This is a genomic window from Domibacillus indicus, from assembly GCF_023715895.1.
Classification (GTDB): Bacteria; Bacillota; Bacilli; order Bacillales; family Domibacillaceae; genus Domibacillus; species Domibacillus indicus_A.
This window is the reverse complement of the sequence record NZ_JAMBOO010000002.1, coordinates 46,349-62,813: the sequence shown is the minus strand read 5'-3', so window position 1 is coordinate 62,813 and position 16,465 is coordinate 46,349. Positions and strand designations below refer to the sequence as shown.

At 47.6% G+C, this 16,465-nt stretch carries 18 protein-coding genes and 1 pseudogene; 16 read left to right on the top strand and 3 right to left on the bottom strand.

All coding sequences use genetic code 11. From position 1 onward, the window contains the following. Positions 1-7 precede the first annotated feature (7 nt). Positions 8-1,852, top strand: coding sequence for a DNA mismatch repair endonuclease MutL (gene mutL / locus M3221_RS03575; RefSeq protein ID WP_251270178.1), 1,845 nt, complete (start codon positions 8-10; stop codon positions 1,850-1,852). A 12-nt stretch (positions 1,853-1,864) separates the two neighbouring features. Next, positions 1,865-2,425 carry a glycerol-3-phosphate responsive antiterminator gene (locus tag M3221_RS03570; RefSeq protein ID WP_251270177.1) on the top strand — a complete coding sequence of 187 codons (561 nt, stop codon included), beginning with the start codon at positions 1,865-1,867 and terminating at the stop codon, positions 2,423-2,425. 31 nt (positions 2,426-2,456) lie between these two features. Here M3221_RS03570 and M3221_RS03565 read toward each other — a convergent pair whose 3' ends face one another. Next, positions 2,457-3,221 (bottom strand): polyphosphate kinase 2 family protein, encoded by a 765-nt coding sequence (locus M3221_RS03565; RefSeq protein ID WP_396120239.1) that lies wholly within the window; start codon positions 3,219-3,221, stop codon positions 2,457-2,459. A 238-nt stretch (positions 3,222-3,459) separates the two neighbouring features. Here M3221_RS03565 and M3221_RS03560 point away from each other — a divergent pair, with 238 nt between their 5' ends. The 7 genes from M3221_RS03560 to M3221_RS03530 all read left to right on the top strand — a co-directional run bounded on the left by M3221_RS03560 (position 3,460) and on the right by M3221_RS03530 (position 10,490). Next, positions 3,460-4,275 (top strand): MIP/aquaporin family protein, encoded by an 816-nt coding sequence (locus M3221_RS03560; RefSeq protein WP_251270175.1) that lies wholly within the window; start codon positions 3,460-3,462, stop codon positions 4,273-4,275. A 13-nt stretch (positions 4,276-4,288) separates the two neighbouring features. Further along, complete coding sequence (gene glpK / locus M3221_RS03555; protein WP_251270174.1) at positions 4,289-5,779, top strand: glycerol kinase GlpK; 1,491 nt, start codon at positions 4,289-4,291, stop codon at positions 5,777-5,779. Between the two features lie 150 nt (positions 5,780-5,929). Continuing rightward, entirely contained in the window at positions 5,930-7,552 is a 1,623-nt protein-coding gene (locus M3221_RS03550; protein WP_251270173.1) for a glycerol-3-phosphate dehydrogenase/oxidase, read from the top strand. A gap of 53 nt (positions 7,553-7,605) precedes the next feature. Then, a complete protein-coding gene (gene miaA, locus M3221_RS03545; protein ID WP_251270172.1) occupies positions 7,606-8,550 on the top strand; it encodes a tRNA (adenosine(37)-N6)-dimethylallyltransferase MiaA in 945 nt (314 codons plus the stop codon). Between the two features lie 43 nt (positions 8,551-8,593). Beyond that, positions 8,594-8,824, top strand: a complete 231-nt coding sequence (gene hfq / locus M3221_RS03540; RefSeq protein WP_242234506.1) for an RNA chaperone Hfq — start codon at positions 8,594-8,596, stop codon at positions 8,822-8,824. Positions 8,825-8,905: 81 nt separating this feature from the next. Beyond that, the gene (locus M3221_RS03535) at positions 8,906-9,817 is read left to right on the top strand and encodes an AAA family ATPase (protein WP_242234507.1); all 912 of its coding nucleotides are present in this window, start codon (positions 8,906-8,908) and stop codon (positions 9,815-9,817) included. Positions 9,818-9,854: 37 nt separating this feature from the next. Continuing rightward, positions 9,855-10,490, top strand: coding sequence for a TetR/AcrR family transcriptional regulator (locus M3221_RS03530; protein ID WP_251270171.1), 636 nt, complete (start codon positions 9,855-9,857; stop codon positions 10,488-10,490). 44 nt (positions 10,491-10,534) lie between these two features. On the opposite strand, the gene M3221_RS03525 is transcribed toward M3221_RS03530, so the two are convergent. Then, a complete protein-coding gene (locus M3221_RS03525; RefSeq protein WP_242234509.1) occupies positions 10,535-11,143 on the bottom strand; it encodes a trimeric intracellular cation channel family protein in 609 nt (202 codons plus the stop codon). Between the two features lie 150 nt (positions 11,144-11,293). Between M3221_RS03525 and M3221_RS03520 the strand changes: the two genes are divergently transcribed. The 3 genes from M3221_RS03520 to glnA all read left to right on the top strand — a co-directional run bounded on the left by M3221_RS03520 (position 11,294) and on the right by glnA (position 14,449). Next, a complete protein-coding gene (locus M3221_RS03520) occupies positions 11,294-12,556 on the top strand; it encodes a methionine gamma-lyase family protein (RefSeq protein WP_251270612.1) in 1,263 nt (420 codons plus the stop codon). 117 nt (positions 12,557-12,673) lie between these two features. Beyond that, the gene (locus tag M3221_RS03515) at positions 12,674-13,069 is read left to right on the top strand and encodes a MerR family transcriptional regulator (RefSeq protein WP_242234510.1); all 396 of its coding nucleotides are present in this window, start codon (positions 12,674-12,676) and stop codon (positions 13,067-13,069) included. A gap of 45 nt (positions 13,070-13,114) precedes the next feature. After that, the gene (glnA, locus tag M3221_RS03510) at positions 13,115-14,449 is read left to right on the top strand and encodes a type I glutamate--ammonia ligase (RefSeq protein WP_251270170.1); all 1,335 of its coding nucleotides are present in this window, start codon (positions 13,115-13,117) and stop codon (positions 14,447-14,449) included. A gap of 129 nt (positions 14,450-14,578) precedes the next feature. Here the strand turns inward: glnA and M3221_RS26770 are convergent, their stop codons facing one another. Then, the gene (locus M3221_RS26770) at positions 14,579-14,722 is read right to left on the bottom strand and encodes a hypothetical protein (protein ID WP_251270611.1); all 144 of its coding nucleotides are present in this window, start codon (positions 14,720-14,722) and stop codon (positions 14,579-14,581) included. A gap of 351 nt (positions 14,723-15,073) precedes the next feature. On the opposite strand from M3221_RS26770, the pseudogene M3221_RS03500 reads away from it, so the two are divergent. The 4 genes and pseudogenes from M3221_RS03500 to M3221_RS03485 all read left to right on the top strand — a co-directional run. Then, positions 15,074-15,530 (top strand): annotated as a pseudogene (locus tag M3221_RS03500) (replicative DNA helicase); the annotation flags it as partial. Further along, the gene (locus M3221_RS03495; RefSeq protein ID WP_251270169.1) at positions 15,517-15,693 is read left to right on the top strand and encodes a hypothetical protein; all 177 of its coding nucleotides are present in this window, start codon (positions 15,517-15,519) and stop codon (positions 15,691-15,693) included. The pseudogene M3221_RS03500 and the gene M3221_RS03495, both read left to right, overlap by 14 nt. Beyond that, the gene (locus M3221_RS03490) at positions 15,690-15,911 is read left to right on the top strand and encodes a hypothetical protein (protein ID WP_251270168.1); all 222 of its coding nucleotides are present in this window, start codon (positions 15,690-15,692) and stop codon (positions 15,909-15,911) included. The genes M3221_RS03495 and M3221_RS03490 overlap by 4 nt, the downstream gene beginning before the upstream one ends. 74 nt (positions 15,912-15,985) lie before the next feature. After that, the gene (locus M3221_RS03485) at positions 15,986-16,405 is read left to right on the top strand and encodes a RusA family crossover junction endodeoxyribonuclease (protein ID WP_251270167.1); all 420 of its coding nucleotides are present in this window, start codon (positions 15,986-15,988) and stop codon (positions 16,403-16,405) included. Positions 16,406-16,465 lie beyond the last annotated feature (60 nt).

The window sequence follows — 16,465 nt, the reverse complement described above, 5'->3', positions numbered from 1 at the left end:
AACGTAAATGGGGATTATCCGCCAGCTTGACGAGTCATTATCCAATAAAATTGCGGCCGGTGAAGTGGTGGAGCGTCCGGCCTCTGTTGTAAAAGAACTAACCGAGAATGCGCTTGATGCCGGAAGCACGGTTGTTGAAATTGATGTGGAAGAAGCCGGACTTGGACTGATCCGGATTACCGACAACGGGTCCGGCATAGAGCCGGATGATGTAGAGCGGGCTTTTTACCGGCACGCTACAAGCAAAATTAAAGATGAAAATGACCTGTTCCGCATCCGCACACTCGGCTTTCGGGGCGAAGCGCTGCCGAGTATCGCCTCGGTATCTGATGTAACGATGGCTACGTCTACAGGAAGCGGTGCCGGGACGGAGATTGTTTTGTCCGGCGGCGCCATTCAGTCCAAGCGGCCGGGGCCTGCCCGTAAAGGAACGGAAATTACGGTTTCGAACCTGTTTTTTAATACGCCGGCCCGACTGAAATACATGAAAAGCGTTCATACGGAACTTGGCAATATTACCGACGGGGTCAACCGGATGGCTTTAAGCCGCCCGGATGTGTCGTTCCGTCTCCGCCATAATGGCCGTGAGCTATTAAAAACAAACGGAAACGGCGATGCAAGACAGGTGCTTGCCGCTATTTACGGAACGTCTATTGCCAAGCAAATGATTCCGGTCGAAGCGCAGTCGCTCGATTTTCGGCTGTCCGGCTTCGTGTCGCTTCCCGAAGTGACACGTGCGTCGCGAAATTATATGTCGATGATTGTTAACGGACGGTTTATTAAAAACTTTAAAATCTCTAACGCTATTTTAGAAGGCTATCACACGTTTCTGCCGGTCGGACGCTATCCGATCGTGCTGTTAAATATTGAAATGGACCCATTGCTTGTTGACGTAAACGTACACCCGGCGAAGCTGGAAGTGCGCTTTAGTAAAGAAGCGGAGCTTTGCGCACTGATTGCCTCCTCCATTAAAGAAGCGCTGCGAAAAGAAACGCTGATTCCAGATGCACTGCCTGTACTAAAAAAGCGTAAAGACTTTACAGAGCAGCCGGCCTTTCAATTTGATGCGCCGTCTCCTCCGCGCAAACCGGCCATGCCGCCGGTGTCGGAAGTGGAAAAGCTGTACAAGCCTGAATATTACGAGGAGCCTGTAAAAGAAGGGCCGCCGCAAACCACGTTTTATCCAACCGATCACGAACCGCCTGCCGAACCGGAGCCGGTAAAAGAGGAAGCACCAGTTGTGCCTGCCGAACCGGCAGAGCCGAAAGAGCGCATGCCGATGCTGTATCCTATCGGCCAGATGCATGGCACGTATATTTTTGCCCAAAACGAAAACGGCTTGTATATGATCGACCAGCATGCCGCTCAAGAGCGAATTAAATATGAATACTTCCGGGAAAAAGTCGGACAAACGGAACCGGAGCTTCAAGAACTGCTTATTCCGCTCACGTTTGATTTTTCAGCGGACGAGTTTATGAAAATCGAAGAAAACCGATCCGGACTTGAAGACGTCGGTGTATTTTTAGAGCCATTCGGCGACCGGTCGTACGTTGTCCGTGCGCATCCAGTCTGGTTTCCAAAAAATGAAGAGCGCGATGTGATCGAAGAAATGATTGAAGAAGTACTGGCGATGAAAAAACCGGATGTGAAAAAAATTCGCGAGGAAGCAGCGATTCTAATGAGCTGCAAAGGATCAATCAAAGCGAACCGCCATCTGCGGAATGATGAAATTGAGCAGCTGCTGGCCGATCTGCGACGCAGCGAAGACCCTTTTACGTGTCCGCATGGCCGGCCCATCACCATTCATCTGTCCAACTATGATATTGAAAAAATGTTCAAACGAATTATGTAAAGAGGTGGCACGATGTCTTTTGATGGACAAGCAATTCTGCCGGCAATCCGGTCAATGAAAGACTTTGAGAAAATGCTCTCCATGAAGTATGAATACGGTGTGTTTTTAGATCTGCACATCGGGCAGGTAAAAAGTGTGCTTGATCTTGCCCAGCAAAATGGGAAAAAGATGTTTGTTCACCTTGATTTAATAAACGGGCTTGCTGGTGATGAGCATGGTGTGGAATTTATTGCCCGATACGCTAAGCCATACGGCATTATTTCCACAAAAGGAAGCGCCCTCGTCAAAGCAAGGCAAAAGGGGCTCGTGGCCACGCAGCGGGCATTTATTCTAGATTCGAATGCGGTCAACAGAAGCGTTCGGCTTGCACAAAAAGCGGAGCCAGACTTTATTGAAGTGCTGCCGGGTGTAGCGCCAAAGATTATCCAGCTGATCCGCCGTGAAACCGGAAAGCCGGTTTTTGCGGGCGGGCTGATCGAAACAAAAAAGGAAGTAGAAGCCGCTCTTTCGGCAGGTGCGTCTGCTGTAACCACATCAGATGTCGCCCTGTGGAAAGAATTTGCCGGGAGCTAAAGAGAAGCGCAGCCAATAAGGCTGCGCTTTTTTAATTGGCGCCGTAAAGGGCATAGTCGGGCAGCGGCAGCTCAAGCTGCAGCAGCGATTCTTCAATATGGGAGACGGCTCTTTTGAGAACTTCTACCCGTGCAAACTTTTTATCATTTCCTTCAATCACGAACCATGGTGCGTGAGCAAAATTTGTTTTCTCGAGCATTTCTTCGGCCGACTCCACATACTGATCCCACTTTTTACGGTTGCGCCAGTCTTCATCGGTAATTTTCCAGCGTTTTAAAGGGTTTTGCTGCCGTTCTTCAAAACGGCGCAGCTGCTCGTCTTTGGAAATGTGCACCCAAAACTTCATCATTATGTATCGTTCATCTGTTAATGACTTTTCGAATGCATTAATTTCATCGTACGCCCGCTTCCATTCGCGGTTGACAGCATAACCTTCAATTCGCTCAACGAGCACGCGGCCATACCAGGAGCGGTCGAAAATCCCAATTTGCCCGTGCTGCGGCAGCTTGCGCCAGAACCGCTGCAAGTAATGGTAGCGCAGCTCATGCGGCTGGGGAGCTGAAATCGGATGAACCAATACGCCGCGCGGATCGAGCTGTTCATTCATCCGCTTGATTGCCCCGCCTTTTCCGGCCGCATCCATGCCTTCAAATGCAATAATTAAGCCGATTTTTTCATGAAACAGCGTTTGCTGCAGAGCAAGAAGGCGCCTCTGATACTTTTCAAGCTCCGCTTTATACAGCTTTTTATCCGTTAACTGCTTGTCCTGCTTTAATTTTTCTAATTGGATCTTCATCTTCATTCCTCCTTTTCTTTCCCATACCCATTATCGCGCTTTTTCAACATTTTTTAAAAACATTTGACACCGCTTTCAATTAGCGTTATCATAAACAGCAAGTTCATAAATTTGTGACCGAGAACATGGAGACTCACATTGATACCCTTCAAGGGGACCAGTGTGAGTTTTTTTGTTTTCTGCTTTAGGCGTCCCGGGCGTAAAAGGCGAAACAACGAGAAGAAGGGATGAAAACAAAATGACACCATTTATGGGAGAGTTGATTGGAACGGCAATGCTCATTATTTTTGGAGCAGGTGTATGCGCTAACACGAGTTTAAAAAAATCATTTGCCAATGGAAGCGGGTGGATGGTGATCGCGTTTGGCTGGGGACTGGCCGTTACAATGGCTGTGTATGCGGTAGGCGGAGCCAGCGGGGCGCACTTGAACCCGGCGGTTACGATTGCACTGGCGATTACTGGTTCTTTTCCATGGACAGATGTTGTATCATATGTAACAGCTCAAATGACCGGTGCCATCATTGGCTCGGCGGTTGTATTTTTGCACTTTCTGCCGCATTGGGAAGAAACGGACGATCCTGGCGCGAAGCTTGGCGTTTTTGCTACATCGCCGGCGGTTAACCGCCCGTATGCCAACGTAGTGAGTGAAGTGATTGGAACCTTTATTTTAGTGATTGGACTATTAACTATTGGAGCGAATAAGTTTACGGACGGCTTGAATCCTTTAATTGTCGGCTTTTTAATTATGGCCATTGGACTGTCGCTGGGCGGTACAACGGGCTACGCGATCAACCCGGCCCGTGACCTGGGTCCGCGCATCGCCCATTTTCTGCTTCCGATTGCCGGTAAAGGCAGTTCGAACTGGAAGTATGCCTGGGTTCCGGTAGTGGGGCCGGTTTTGGGCTCGGTGCTGGCTGCTTTCTTTTATAAAGGATTTTTCCTGAATGAAGGAACAGGCGCATTTTTCATTACGCTAGCGCTGTCAGTGGTTTTTATTTTAATGATCAAGCTTGCTTCAGCGTGGCCTGCTGTGCAAAGCTATACACATAAATAAGGGGGATTTTGGAATGAAAAAGTACATTATGTCAATTGACCAAGGAACAACAAGCTCACGGGCGATTTTGTTTAATAAAGGAGGAGAAATCGTTCATTCTGCACAAAAAGAATTTAAGCAATATTTCCCGAATCCAGGCTGGGTGGAGCATGACGCAAATGAAATTTGGGCATCCGTTTTATCTTGTATCGCAACAGTATTAAGTGAAGTGGACATTCGTGCTGACCAAATCGAAGCCATCGGCATTACCAACCAGCGTGAAACAGCGGTCGTCTGGGACAAAGAAACCGGCCGTCCCATTTATCACGCCATCGTCTGGCAGTCGCGCCAGACGGCAGATATCTGCGCGGATATTAAAGCGAAAGGCCATGAACAAACATTCCGTGACAAAACGGGGCTTTTGGTTGACCCTTATTTTTCCGGAACGAAAGTAAAATGGCTTTTGGATCACGTAGAAGGAGCACGCGAGCGGGCGGAAAGAGGAGAATTATTATTCGGTACGATCGATACGTGGCTGATTTGGAAGCTGACAGGCGGAAAAGCGCACGTAACCGATTATTCAAATGCGGCGCGGACGCTGATGTTTAACATTCATACATTGGAATGGGACGAAGAACTGCTTGAGATTTTAACGGTGCCAAAGCAGCTGCTGCCGGACGTTCGCCCTTCTTCAGAAGTATATGGCAAAACGGCACCGTTTCACTTTTTTGGACAGGAAATTCCGGTTGCCGGCGCTGCAGGAGATCAGCAGGCAGCGCTCTTCGGACAAGCATGCTTTGAGAAAGGCATGGCAAAAAATACATACGGCACCGGCTGCTTTATGTTGATGAATACCGGTGAAACAGCCGTGAAATCAGAGCATGGCCTGCTGACAACGATTGCCTGGGGTGTTGACGGAAAAGTAGAATACGCGCTTGAAGGAAGTATTTTTGTAGCTGGTTCTGCGATTCAGTGGCTGCGTGACGGCATGCGGATGATCAAAACAGCGGCAGACAGTGAGAAATATGCGGAGCGGGTAGAGTCCACCGATGGTGTTTATGTAGTACCGGCTTTTGTGGGACTGGGTACGCCATACTGGGAAAGTGATGTACGAGGAGCCGTGTTTGGTGTCACACGTGGAACGGAGAAAGAGCATTTTATTCGCGCGGTACTCGAGTCTCTTGCGTATCAAACGAGAGATGTGCTTGAAGCGATGGAAGCGGACTCCGGTATTTCGCTGAAAACGCTCCGTGTAGACGGCGGCGCCGTCATGAATGCTTTTTTAATGCAGTTTCAAAGCGACGTGCTGAATGTACCGGTTGAGCGCACTCAAATCAATGAAACGACAGCACTTGGGTCGGCTTATCTGGCCGGGCTTGCAGTTGGTTTTTGGAACGACCGGTCGGAAATCGCACAAAACTGGCAGGTAGCCCGCACGTTCGAGCCGGAAATGACGGAAGAAGTCCGTGAAACATTATACGCAGGCTGGAAAAAAGCAATAAAGGCCGCTATTGCGTTTCAATAACACTAATGATACAATAAATATAAGTTAATACATTGTCCGGAGAAACGGGAGAGACCTGAAAGCAAGACAGCATCGCTGTTTTGTTCTTTCAGGTCTCTTTTTGTTTATCCAGGGGTAAAAAGAAACAACCAACACTAAGGGGATGACAAAATGAAGTTCACCAATCACCAGCGGTCAGAAGCGATACAGACATTGCAAAACGGGCAGTATGACATTCTCGTAATTGGCGGCGGCATCACCGGCGCCGGCATTGCCCTTGATGCTTCCATGCGCGGCATGAAAACCGCTTTAATTGATATGCAGGATTTCGCGGCAGGTACATCGAGCCGTTCCACCAAGCTTGTGCACGGCGGTCTTCGCTACTTAAAACAATTTGAAGTGAAAATGGTGGCAGAGGTCGGCAAAGAACGGGCGATCGTATATGAAAACGGCCCGCATGTAACCACGCCGGAATGGATGCTGCTTCCGTTCCACGCAGGCGGTACATTCGGCCCGCTTTCTACGTCTCTCGGTCTCCGCGTTTATGATTTTTTAGCAGGTGTCAAGCGGTCAGAGCGCCGGAAAATGTTTTCGGCTTCAGAAACGCTGAAGCAGGAACCGCTTGTAAAGCGTGAAGGCTTAAAAGGCGGCGGTTACTATGTGGAGTACCGGACAGACGATGCACGCCTGACACTTGAAGTGATGAAGCGGGCGGCCGAAAAAGGGGCACACTGCCTGAACTATGTGAAAGCGGAAGGCTTTACATATGAGGACGGAAAAGTAACCGGCATTCAAGCTATTGATCAATTAACCGGCCAGGCGCTGACTATTACGGCCGCCAAAGTGATTAACGCTTCCGGCCCGTGGGTAGATGAAGTGCGCAAAAAAGACGGAAGTGAAAACGGCAAGCACCTCCGCCTGACAAAAGGTGTTCATATTGTTATCGATCAGTCCGTTTTTCCGCTTCAGCAAGCTGTTTACTTTGATACGCCGGACAAACGGATGGTGTTTGCGATTCCGCGTGACGGCAAAACGTATGTCGGTACAACCGATACATTCTACAACACCGATCCGATCCGCCCGGATATTACAGCGGAAGACCGCGCTTACCTGCTTGATGCGATCCGGTTTATGTTTCCTTCCGTAAAGGTAGGCGAAGCCGATATTGAATCATCCTGGTCGGGTGTCCGCCCGCTTATTTACGAAGAGGGCAAAGACCCGTCTGAAATTTCCCGTAAAGATGAGATCTGGGAAACTGAATCCGGCCTGCTGACGATCGCTGGCGGGAAATTGACAGGCTACCGAAAAATGGCCGAAACCATTGTGGACCTGGTTGCCAAACGGCTGAAGGAGGAACGGGACATTCTTTACAGCCCATCCGAAACGAAGCACCTGCCGATCTCAGGCGGTGATGTGGGCGGCTCGGCGAACTTCCCGGCGTTTGTACAATCGAAAACAACAGTCGGCGCGGCCAAAGGCTTTACCGAAAAGGATGCAGAAAAAATTGCCCGTATGTACGGGTCCAATGCAGAAAAAGTATTTGCCTACAAGGAAGACAGTGAACTGCCAGACTTGTTAAATGCCCAGCTCATGTATGCAATCGAGGAAGAAATGGCGTATACGCCGGCAGACTTTTTCATCCGCCGTACAGGAGCCCTGCTGTTTGATATCCAAACTGTCCTTACGTACAAAGAGCAGGTGATAAACAAAATGGCCCGGCTGTTCGGCTGGTCAGAAGAAGAAAGGGCCAAACATGCCACAGAGCTTCAAAAAGAGATCGATGCCTGTTCGTAAGGGTCCGTATCCGCTATAATAAGGATACTTATCCATAAAAGGCTGTGAAAAACGTGACAAAAAACAAAGTCGCTGTCGTGATTGGCCCGACAGCATCCGGAAAAACCGATTTAAGTATTCACCTGGCCAAACAATTTGACGGTGAGGTGATCAGCGGAGATTCCATGCAGATTTACCGGAGGCTTTCCGTCGGAACCGCAAAAGTAACAGAAGAAGAAATGGACGGGGTTCCGCATCATTTAATTGATATTAAAAATGTAGATGAATCTTTTTCTGCTGCCGAGTTTCAGCAGCTCGCCCGCGAAAAAATCGCGGATATCAACGCGCGGGGCCGGCTGCCCATCATATGCGGCGGCACAGGTCTTTACATTCAATCTGTTTTATATGACTACCAATTTGCCCGTGAGGAGACAGATGGCACCGTTCGGGCAGCTCTTGAAGCAGAAGCGGACAGAATAGGGCCGCAAGCGCTCCATGATGAGTTGAAGCGGGTGGACCCTGTAACAGCTGCCACGTTTCATCCGAACAATGTGCGCCGGACGGTCCGGGCGCTTGAAATTTACCGGACAACAGGCGAGCCGCCATCCCAGCGGCCAAGTGCCGAAGCACCGACAGAAAAATACGAAAGTGCCATGATCGGGCTGACCATGGACCGGGATGTGCTGTATGACCGAATCAACCGCCGGGTAGATTTGATGGTCGAGCAGGGCTTATTGGAAGAAGCAGAATGGCTGTACCGCCAGCAGCTGTCCTCCGATGTGCCGGCTGTTCAGGCCATTGGCTACAAAGAGCTGTTTCCGTTTTTGCGCGGTGAGCAGACGCTTGAAGAAGCGCTCGATGTGCTCAAGCAAAATTCACGCCGGTACGCCAAACGCCAGCTTACCTGGTTCCGCAATAAAATGGAGATTGACTGGTTTGATGTAACGGATGAAGCTGCACGAAAAGAAAAAAAACAACAAATTTGCTCGCTGCTGGCAGGAAAGCTGAATCTAAGGTAGAATTAGTAATAATGGATTCAGAGAGAAAGAGGAGGAACCAAGCATGAAACAGCCAATTAACATTCAAGACCAATTTCTAAACCAGCTGCGCAAAGAAAATACGATGGTTACCGTATTTTTACTGAATGGATTTCAGCTGCGCGGGCTGATTAAAGGATTTGATAACTTTACCGTTCTGGTAGAAACCGATGGGAAACAGCAGCTTGTGTTTAAACATGCCATTTCGACATTTGCTCCTCAGCGCAGCGTCAACTTGAATTTCGAAGAACAATAAGAGAAGACTCCAGAGATCCGCCTAGGGCGGGTCTTTTTTTTGTGCGCCTGCATATCTTTTCTTATAAAGGAGGGGCGCAGCATGAAGCAGACAAACAAGGAAGGCCGTATTCATGTCGTCCTCAACCCAAAAGAAAAGCCGGCGCCGCTTGCTGACGGCTGGCCGGAGCATCCGGAACACGGGGTGCTTCGCAAGATTGAAGAAGAAATGGATACGTTAATTGGCCTGAGCGGCCTCAAAATACTCATACGGGAGCTGTATGCAGCAGCCTACATCAGCAAAAAGCGCATCGAAGCCGGCATCGATACGCGCGGGCAAATGTTGCATATGCTGTTTACCGGCAACCCGGGCACCGGAAAAACAACCGCTGCGCGGCTGTTTGCTTCGATGTTTAAGCGGATCGGCCTGCTGGAAAAAGGTCATTTTATTGAAGCCGAGCGGGCGGACCTGGTCGGGGAATATATCGGTCATACGGCACAAAAAACACGCGATCTCGTTAAAAAAGCGCTTGGCGGCGTGCTGTTTATTGATGAAGCCTACTCTCTGGCGCGGGGCGGAGAAAAAGACTTTGGCAAAGAAGCGATTGATACGCTTGTGAAACAAATGGAGGATCATCAAAACAGCTTTATTCTAATACTGGCCGGCTATCCACGGGAAATGGCGCACTTTTTGTCGATGAATCCGGGGCTTCAGTCAAGATTTCCAATTGTTCACCACTTTCCGGATTATACAACGGAGGAGCTGCTTCAAATCGCGGATGTGATCGCCAGAGAAAAAAATTATGAAATCGACCGGGAAGGAAGGGCTGTCCTTCAGGCGATGATTGAACAGGAAAAACGGCGGGCGGGGTTTCGTTTCGCAAACGGGAGGAATGTGCGGACTCTCATTGAAAAAGCGGCCCGGCGCCAGGCGATCCGGCTGATGAAGCAGACCGCCCATTCAAAAAAAGAGCTGAAAACATTGAAAGGGGAAGATTTTCAATTGTCACAATAAAAAAACATATGTTAGAATGTCCAAAAGGATGATGAAGATGAAAAAAAAGCCTGTGAAGGAAAGAATCATTGAAACCGCTTTAGTAATGTTTGAAAAACACGGCTACCACGGAGTGACCATCGACCAGATTGTAGATGAATGCGGAACGTCAAAAGGCGGATTTTATCACAATTTCCGGTCAAAAGATGAGCTGCTGTACCATATTCATGACGTGTTTATTTCGTATCTGCTCAACAAAGCCAAAGAATCGTACGAAAAAGAAACAGACCCTGTTTCACGAATGTGCGGAATCATTACTTCGTTTACAAAAATTTTTGATTTATATAAGCCGCATATTACGGTATTCTACCAGGAAAGTACGTATTTAAAAGGGGATTTTGAAAAGCAGATTAACGAAAAACGTGACCAGTACCGCCAGCTGCTTCTCCAGATTATCCGTGAAGGACAGGAGAATGGCGATTTCCGTCCGGAAGTGCCGGCTGAAATTTCCACCATGGCGATTATGGGAATGATCAACTGGATGTACAAATGGTTTAAAAAAGAAGGCGAATTATCGATTGAAGATATTGCCCGTATTTTTAATGATATGATGCTGCATTCCCTGTTGACCGAAAGCGCCATGAAAGCCGGAAAAGGAGATCAATTCCTGCTAAAGAAAGAATCCGTTCAGTAAACGGGTTCTTTTTTGCACAAAAAAAGCCCGTCCGAGACGGGCTCTTACAGTTTAACCGTACGTTTTGGCAGATGCCAGCCGTATTTGTAAGAAAGAATACGCAGCACCGTAATAAACAGAAATAAAATAATAAGCTGTGCCGGCGTTTCTGCACCGCCAAGGGCAATGATCAAGCCGGCAAGCGCCGCCCAGACGCCGTATACTTCATCGCGAAGCAGCGCAGGCTTCCGCTGTGCCAGCACATCCCGTACAAGCCCGCCGCCGCTTCCAGTCAGTACAGCTGCCACAACAACAGCACTGAGCGGATGATTCATGCCGGCTGCATATAATGCACCCTGCACGGCAAAAGCAGCGAGGCCGATCGCATCAAAAAAATTCCCCCATACCGGCCAGTGGCGGAGCAGATTTTGTGGAAACAAAATGACCGCCGTAATGGAAAGAGCTGCGATCGTAAAAAATTCTCCCTGCTCCCACAGCGCGGAAACCGGAACGCCGATCAATAAATTCCGGATGGCACCGCCCCCAAACGCGGTAATCATCCCTAAAATATATATGCCAAACAAATCATACTCTTCTTCCATTGCCACAATTGCCCCTGAAATCGCAAACGCAATCGTGCCAAGGATCGTAAAAACATCCCATGTAAGCTCCATTCCGAACCTTCCTTCATTCAAAATGATTAATGTTCGGCTTCTATTATAAACCATTCTCTTAATTCACATCTACTTTTTCTTTCAAGAAATCCGGTATTTTGCTATGATGAAAAAAGCGAATAAGAAAGTAGGAACACAATCATGACCAGCATGTTTGATTTACTGAAAAACGGCGCTGCCATCCGCGAAAAAGCGGCAGAGGCAGAGGCGAAAATTGCCGGTATTCACCGGCAGATTGACGAGCGGGCGGAGTTCAATCAATTTCGTGTACTCAAAAGCTTTCAATCGAATCAGGTAAGCGATTTTCACTTTACCCCATCTACCGGCTATGGTTATGATGACGCGGGAAGGGAAACGCTTGAAAAAGTATACGCAGACGTATTCGGCGGTGAAAATGCCCTTGTGCGTCCGCAAATTATTTCAGGTACGCACGCGATCACCATTTCACTGTTCGGCATTTTGCGTCCTGGCGATGAATTACTTTACATTACTGGAAAGCCATATGATACATTAGATGAAATTATCGGCATAAACGGACCATCCAATGGTTCACTTCGTGAATTTGGCATTTCCTATCAGCACGTGGATCTGGATGAAAACGGCCGGCCGGATTTTGACCGTATCCGCGCCAGTATCAATGAACGGACGAAGATGATTGCGATCCAGCGTTCAAAAGGCTATGCCGTGCGGCCGTCTTTTACGATAGAAGACATTCGCGAAATGGTTTCGTTTGTGAAAGAAATCAAGCCCGATGCTATAGTGTTTGTAGACAACTGCTACGGGGAATTTGTTGAGCAGGAAGAGCCGCTGCATGCCGGTGCTGATTTGATGGCCGGCTCCCTCATTAAAAATCCGGGCGGCGGCATTGCCAAAACCGGCGGATACATTGTCGGCAAAAAGGAATATGTAGAAAGCTGTTCGTACCGCATGACCTCACCGGGCATCGGAGCGGAAGCAGGCGCCAGCCTTTACAGCCTTCAGGAAATGTACCAGGGACTGTTTCTCGCTCCGCATGTAGTGGCGGAAAGCTTAAAAGGCGCTGTGTTTACAGCAGCGATGCTTGAAGGCTTTGGCATGAATACTACACCGGCATGGAACGAGCCGCGCACAGATTTAATTCAAGCGGTAGAGTTTGGTGACCGCGATAAAATGGTCGCTTTTTGCCAGGCAATTCAGTTTGCCTCGCCTGTAAACTCGCATGTAACCCCGCAGCCTGCTTATATGCCGGGCTATGAGGATGACGTGATTATGGCGGCAGGCACATTCGTACAGGGTGCCAGTATCGAACTGACGGCAGACGGGCCGCTGCGTCCGCCATACGCGGCATACGTACAGGGCGGACTTACGTATGCGCATGTGAAAATCGCGGTGGCAAGCGCGATTGACTATTTAATGGAAACGAAAAAAATCTGACAACCTATGAATCAACAAATGAATGAAGTGTGACAAAACGTTACACCGAGTTGACAAATGATCTTACATGATTTATAGTAAGGGTATCAGATCAGATAAGAAAAAGGAGGGGATAATATGAGCAGCCAAATACGCCGGACAATGCCGCTTTTTCCAATGGGAACCGTCATGAAATTAACGGATTTAACCGCAAGGCAGATTCGCTATTATGAGCAGCATCAATTAATTACCCCGGATCGTTCTGATGGAAACCGGCGTCTCTATTCATTGAACGATATTGACCGCCTCTTAGAAGTGAAAGATCTTCTGGACCAGGGTATCAATATGGCCGGGATTAAAAAAATCCTGCTTAAAGACGGATCGCAGGAGCTCGAATTAGAAACAAGAGATAGTGGCCAAAAGCCGAAAAAAGAGTTCACGGATGAAGAACTTCGCAAGCTGCTTCGCAAAGAGCTGATCAATGCGGGACGCTTCAATCGTTCTTCTGGAATGGACCGACGGTTTTTTCACTAATCTTTTGCATACAAGGTTTACATATTTGAGGAGGAATGGATACAAATGGGTAAGTACACACGTGAAGACATTCAGCGCTTAGCGAAAGAACAAGACGTGAGATACATTCGTCTTCAGTTCACAGATATTCTTGGCACAATCAAAAACGTAGAAATTCCAGTGAGCCAGCTTGACAAAGCGCTTGATAACAAAATGATGTTCGATGGATCTTCAATCGAAGGTTTTGTGCGTATTGAAGAATCCGACATGCAGCTTTATCCAGACCTGGACACTTGGGTTGTATTCCCTTGGACTGCTGAAAAAGGTAAAGTAGCGCGTCTTATCTGTGATATCTACACTCCAGAAGGCGAGCCGTTCTCAGGCGATCCGCGTGCAAACTTAAAACGTGTTTTAAAAGAAATGGAAGAGCTTGGCTTCACAGACTTCAATCTTGGGCCTGAGCCGGAATTCTTCTTGTTCAAATTGGACGAAAAAGGTGAACCAACTCTTGAGCTAAACGATAACGGTGGATATTTCGACCTTGCGCCAACAGACCTTGGTGAAAACTGCCGCCGCGACATCGTGCTTGAGCTTGAAGAAATGGGCTTTGAAATCGAAGCATCTCACCACGAAGTAGCACCAGGACAACACGAAATCGACTTTAAATATGCGGATGCCGTTACAGCTTGTGACAACATCCAAACATTTAAACTTGTTGTTAAAACAATCGCCCGCAAGCACGGCTTGCACGCGACATTCATGCCAAAACCATTGTTCGGTGTAAACGGCTCTGGTATGCACATGAACTTGTCTTTATTCAAAGATGGCAAAAACGCATTCTTTGATGAAAGCGGCGAATTGAAACTAAGCGAAACAGCTTACCAATTTATCGCAGGTACAGTGAAAAACGCAGAAGCGTTCACAGCAATCTGTAACCCAACAGTAAACTCTTACAAGCGCCTTGTACCAGGCTACGAAGCTCCTTGCTACGTTGCATGGTCAGCGCAAAACCGCAGCCCGCTTATCCGTATTCCGGCATCACGCGGCCTAAGCACACGCGTTGAAGTGCGTTCTGTTGACCCAGCAGCAAACCCGTACCTTGCAATGGCTGTTCTATTGGCAGCAGGTCTTGACGGAATCAAAAACAAAATGCCAGCTCCAGCTCCAGTAGACCGCAACATCTACGCAATGGACAAAGAAGAGCGTGAAGCAGAAGGCGTACGCGACCTTCCAGCTACACTAGCAGCAGCACTTGAAGTGTTGAAGAAAAATGACACAATCAAAAACGCGCTGGGCGAACATATTCTTGAGCACTTTATCGAAGCAAAAGAGATCGAATGGGATATGTTCCGCACACAAGTTCACCCTTGGGAGCGCGAACAGTACATGCAAATGTACTAAGAGAATCAACCCCTTGAGCCGTATGGTTTCAAGGGGTTTTTCTTTTGCCCTAAATTTATAGGGTTCGTGGTAAAGTTTTTAAGACCTTACCACATCTTTACCATGGATTTTTTACGATTCCTCTAATTCCTACATATAGCTATCAAAACGATCTAATGACCGAGATTCCATCTTCTTCGAAACATGGGCATATACATCTGAGGTAGTTTTCATGGAGCCATGGCCAAGTTTCTCTTGAACCATTTTCATATCCGCACCAGCTTCTAACAACATTACAGCATGAGTATGCCAAGTTGGATGAATGGGAAGCTTTGGACCGTCATTTTTTTTAGCAACCATCAAAAGCATTAAACAATATAGATTTAGGTAAGGGGTGATCCGTCATCGCGGCAAAGAACCAGATTTAAGGCGTGAAAGTACAAATCGTCTAAATGCAGCTTACGTTCATTTTGGTATTTTAGATGAGTTTGAAGTTCAGATAGAAGAGAAGGGCGAATAGTGATAATCCGATCAGAATGATAAGTTTTTGTTTGTCCAAATAGCTCCTCACCTTCTTCGGGTTGGAAATCCAATGAACGTTGAATATGAATCGTTCCATCTCTCCGGTTTATATCTGACCATTGAAGAGCAACTGTCCGCAAAACAAAGCGGGAGCATTCTGGCAAGAAGCATATTGTCGTAATCGATTACCTGCAGCTAATTACACCAATTGGCAAGTTTGAGCGACACGACTTAGCTATCGGATACATCACCAGGGAGCTCAAGCAAATGGCCCGTCAGTTTGACGTACTGGTGATGCTCCTCAGTCAGTTAAGCCAGCCGAGCGGTAGAACAGCGACAGGATAAGCGTCCGATGATGTCTGATTTACGTGATTCAGGATCCATTGAGCAGGATGCCGATATCGTCTCGTTCTTGTACCGGGATGATTATTACAACAAGGAAAGCGAAGCTAAGAATGTAGTGGAGGTCATTTTAGCCAAACAACGGAACGGCCCGATCGGTACCGTAGAACTCGCTTTCGTAAAGGAATACAGCAAATTTGTAGATCTTGAAAGGAGCTGGAGCCATGAGCCGGCATGAGGTATACGAAATGCTGAAGGAGCACTATAAGAAAACAGGGCATATAATGACTCCGGTACAAATGATTTTGGCTGCTGGAGAGGAAACAGAGCCAGCTTCTATCATCGATGCTGTTCATATGTTCAGCAGGTTTTTAGATCAACAAAGGGGGAAAACAGCGTGACACCAATTCAGGGCTATGAACATTTAACAGATGCCGAGCGCAGATTGTTTATTCGGGCACATCAGAAGCATTTATCATCTCTAACAAGTAAAGAGCGCGATCAATATGGGCTTGGAAATGTTGTTGAGGTGAAGTCCAACCCACAGCAGGCAGCAGTTGACGTTCGATTTCTAAATGGCGAGCAGCGACAATTCACAGCAAAAGGAACCTGGTATTAATAAAATAAAACCATTTTAAAACATAATAAACATTGTGCAAATTTCAATATCAGAAAATAAAAGAAGGTGATCAAGTGATTCAATTCACTGTTTATGGTGAGCCGGTTGCTCAGGGCCGGCCTCGCGCCGGCAAGGACTGGAGGGGAAACACCGTTTTATACGATCCTGCTAAATCAAGAAACTTTAAGGAATATGTGAAGGTAGTAGCTGCACAATACCGGCCTGATAAGCTGCTGGAAGGGCCGCTTCAGGTCACAGTGAAAGTGTACAAGCCTGTGCTTAAAAGGTTCAGTAAAAAGAAACTAGCTGAGGCAGAGGCCGGAATACTACGACCAGTCACAAAGCCAGACGTGGACAACTACGTAAAGGGGATAAAAGACGCGCTGAACAAGGTGATCTGGAAGGATGATAGCCAGGTAGTAGATCTGACTGTCTCCAAGTTTTATAGTGAATCGCCAAGGGTGGAAGTGTTAGTTGAAGAGTTAGAACAATGATGACAACAGTTGATCGAAATTATGTAATAAAAAAGGATGTTAAAAAGTGAAAAGCCCCTA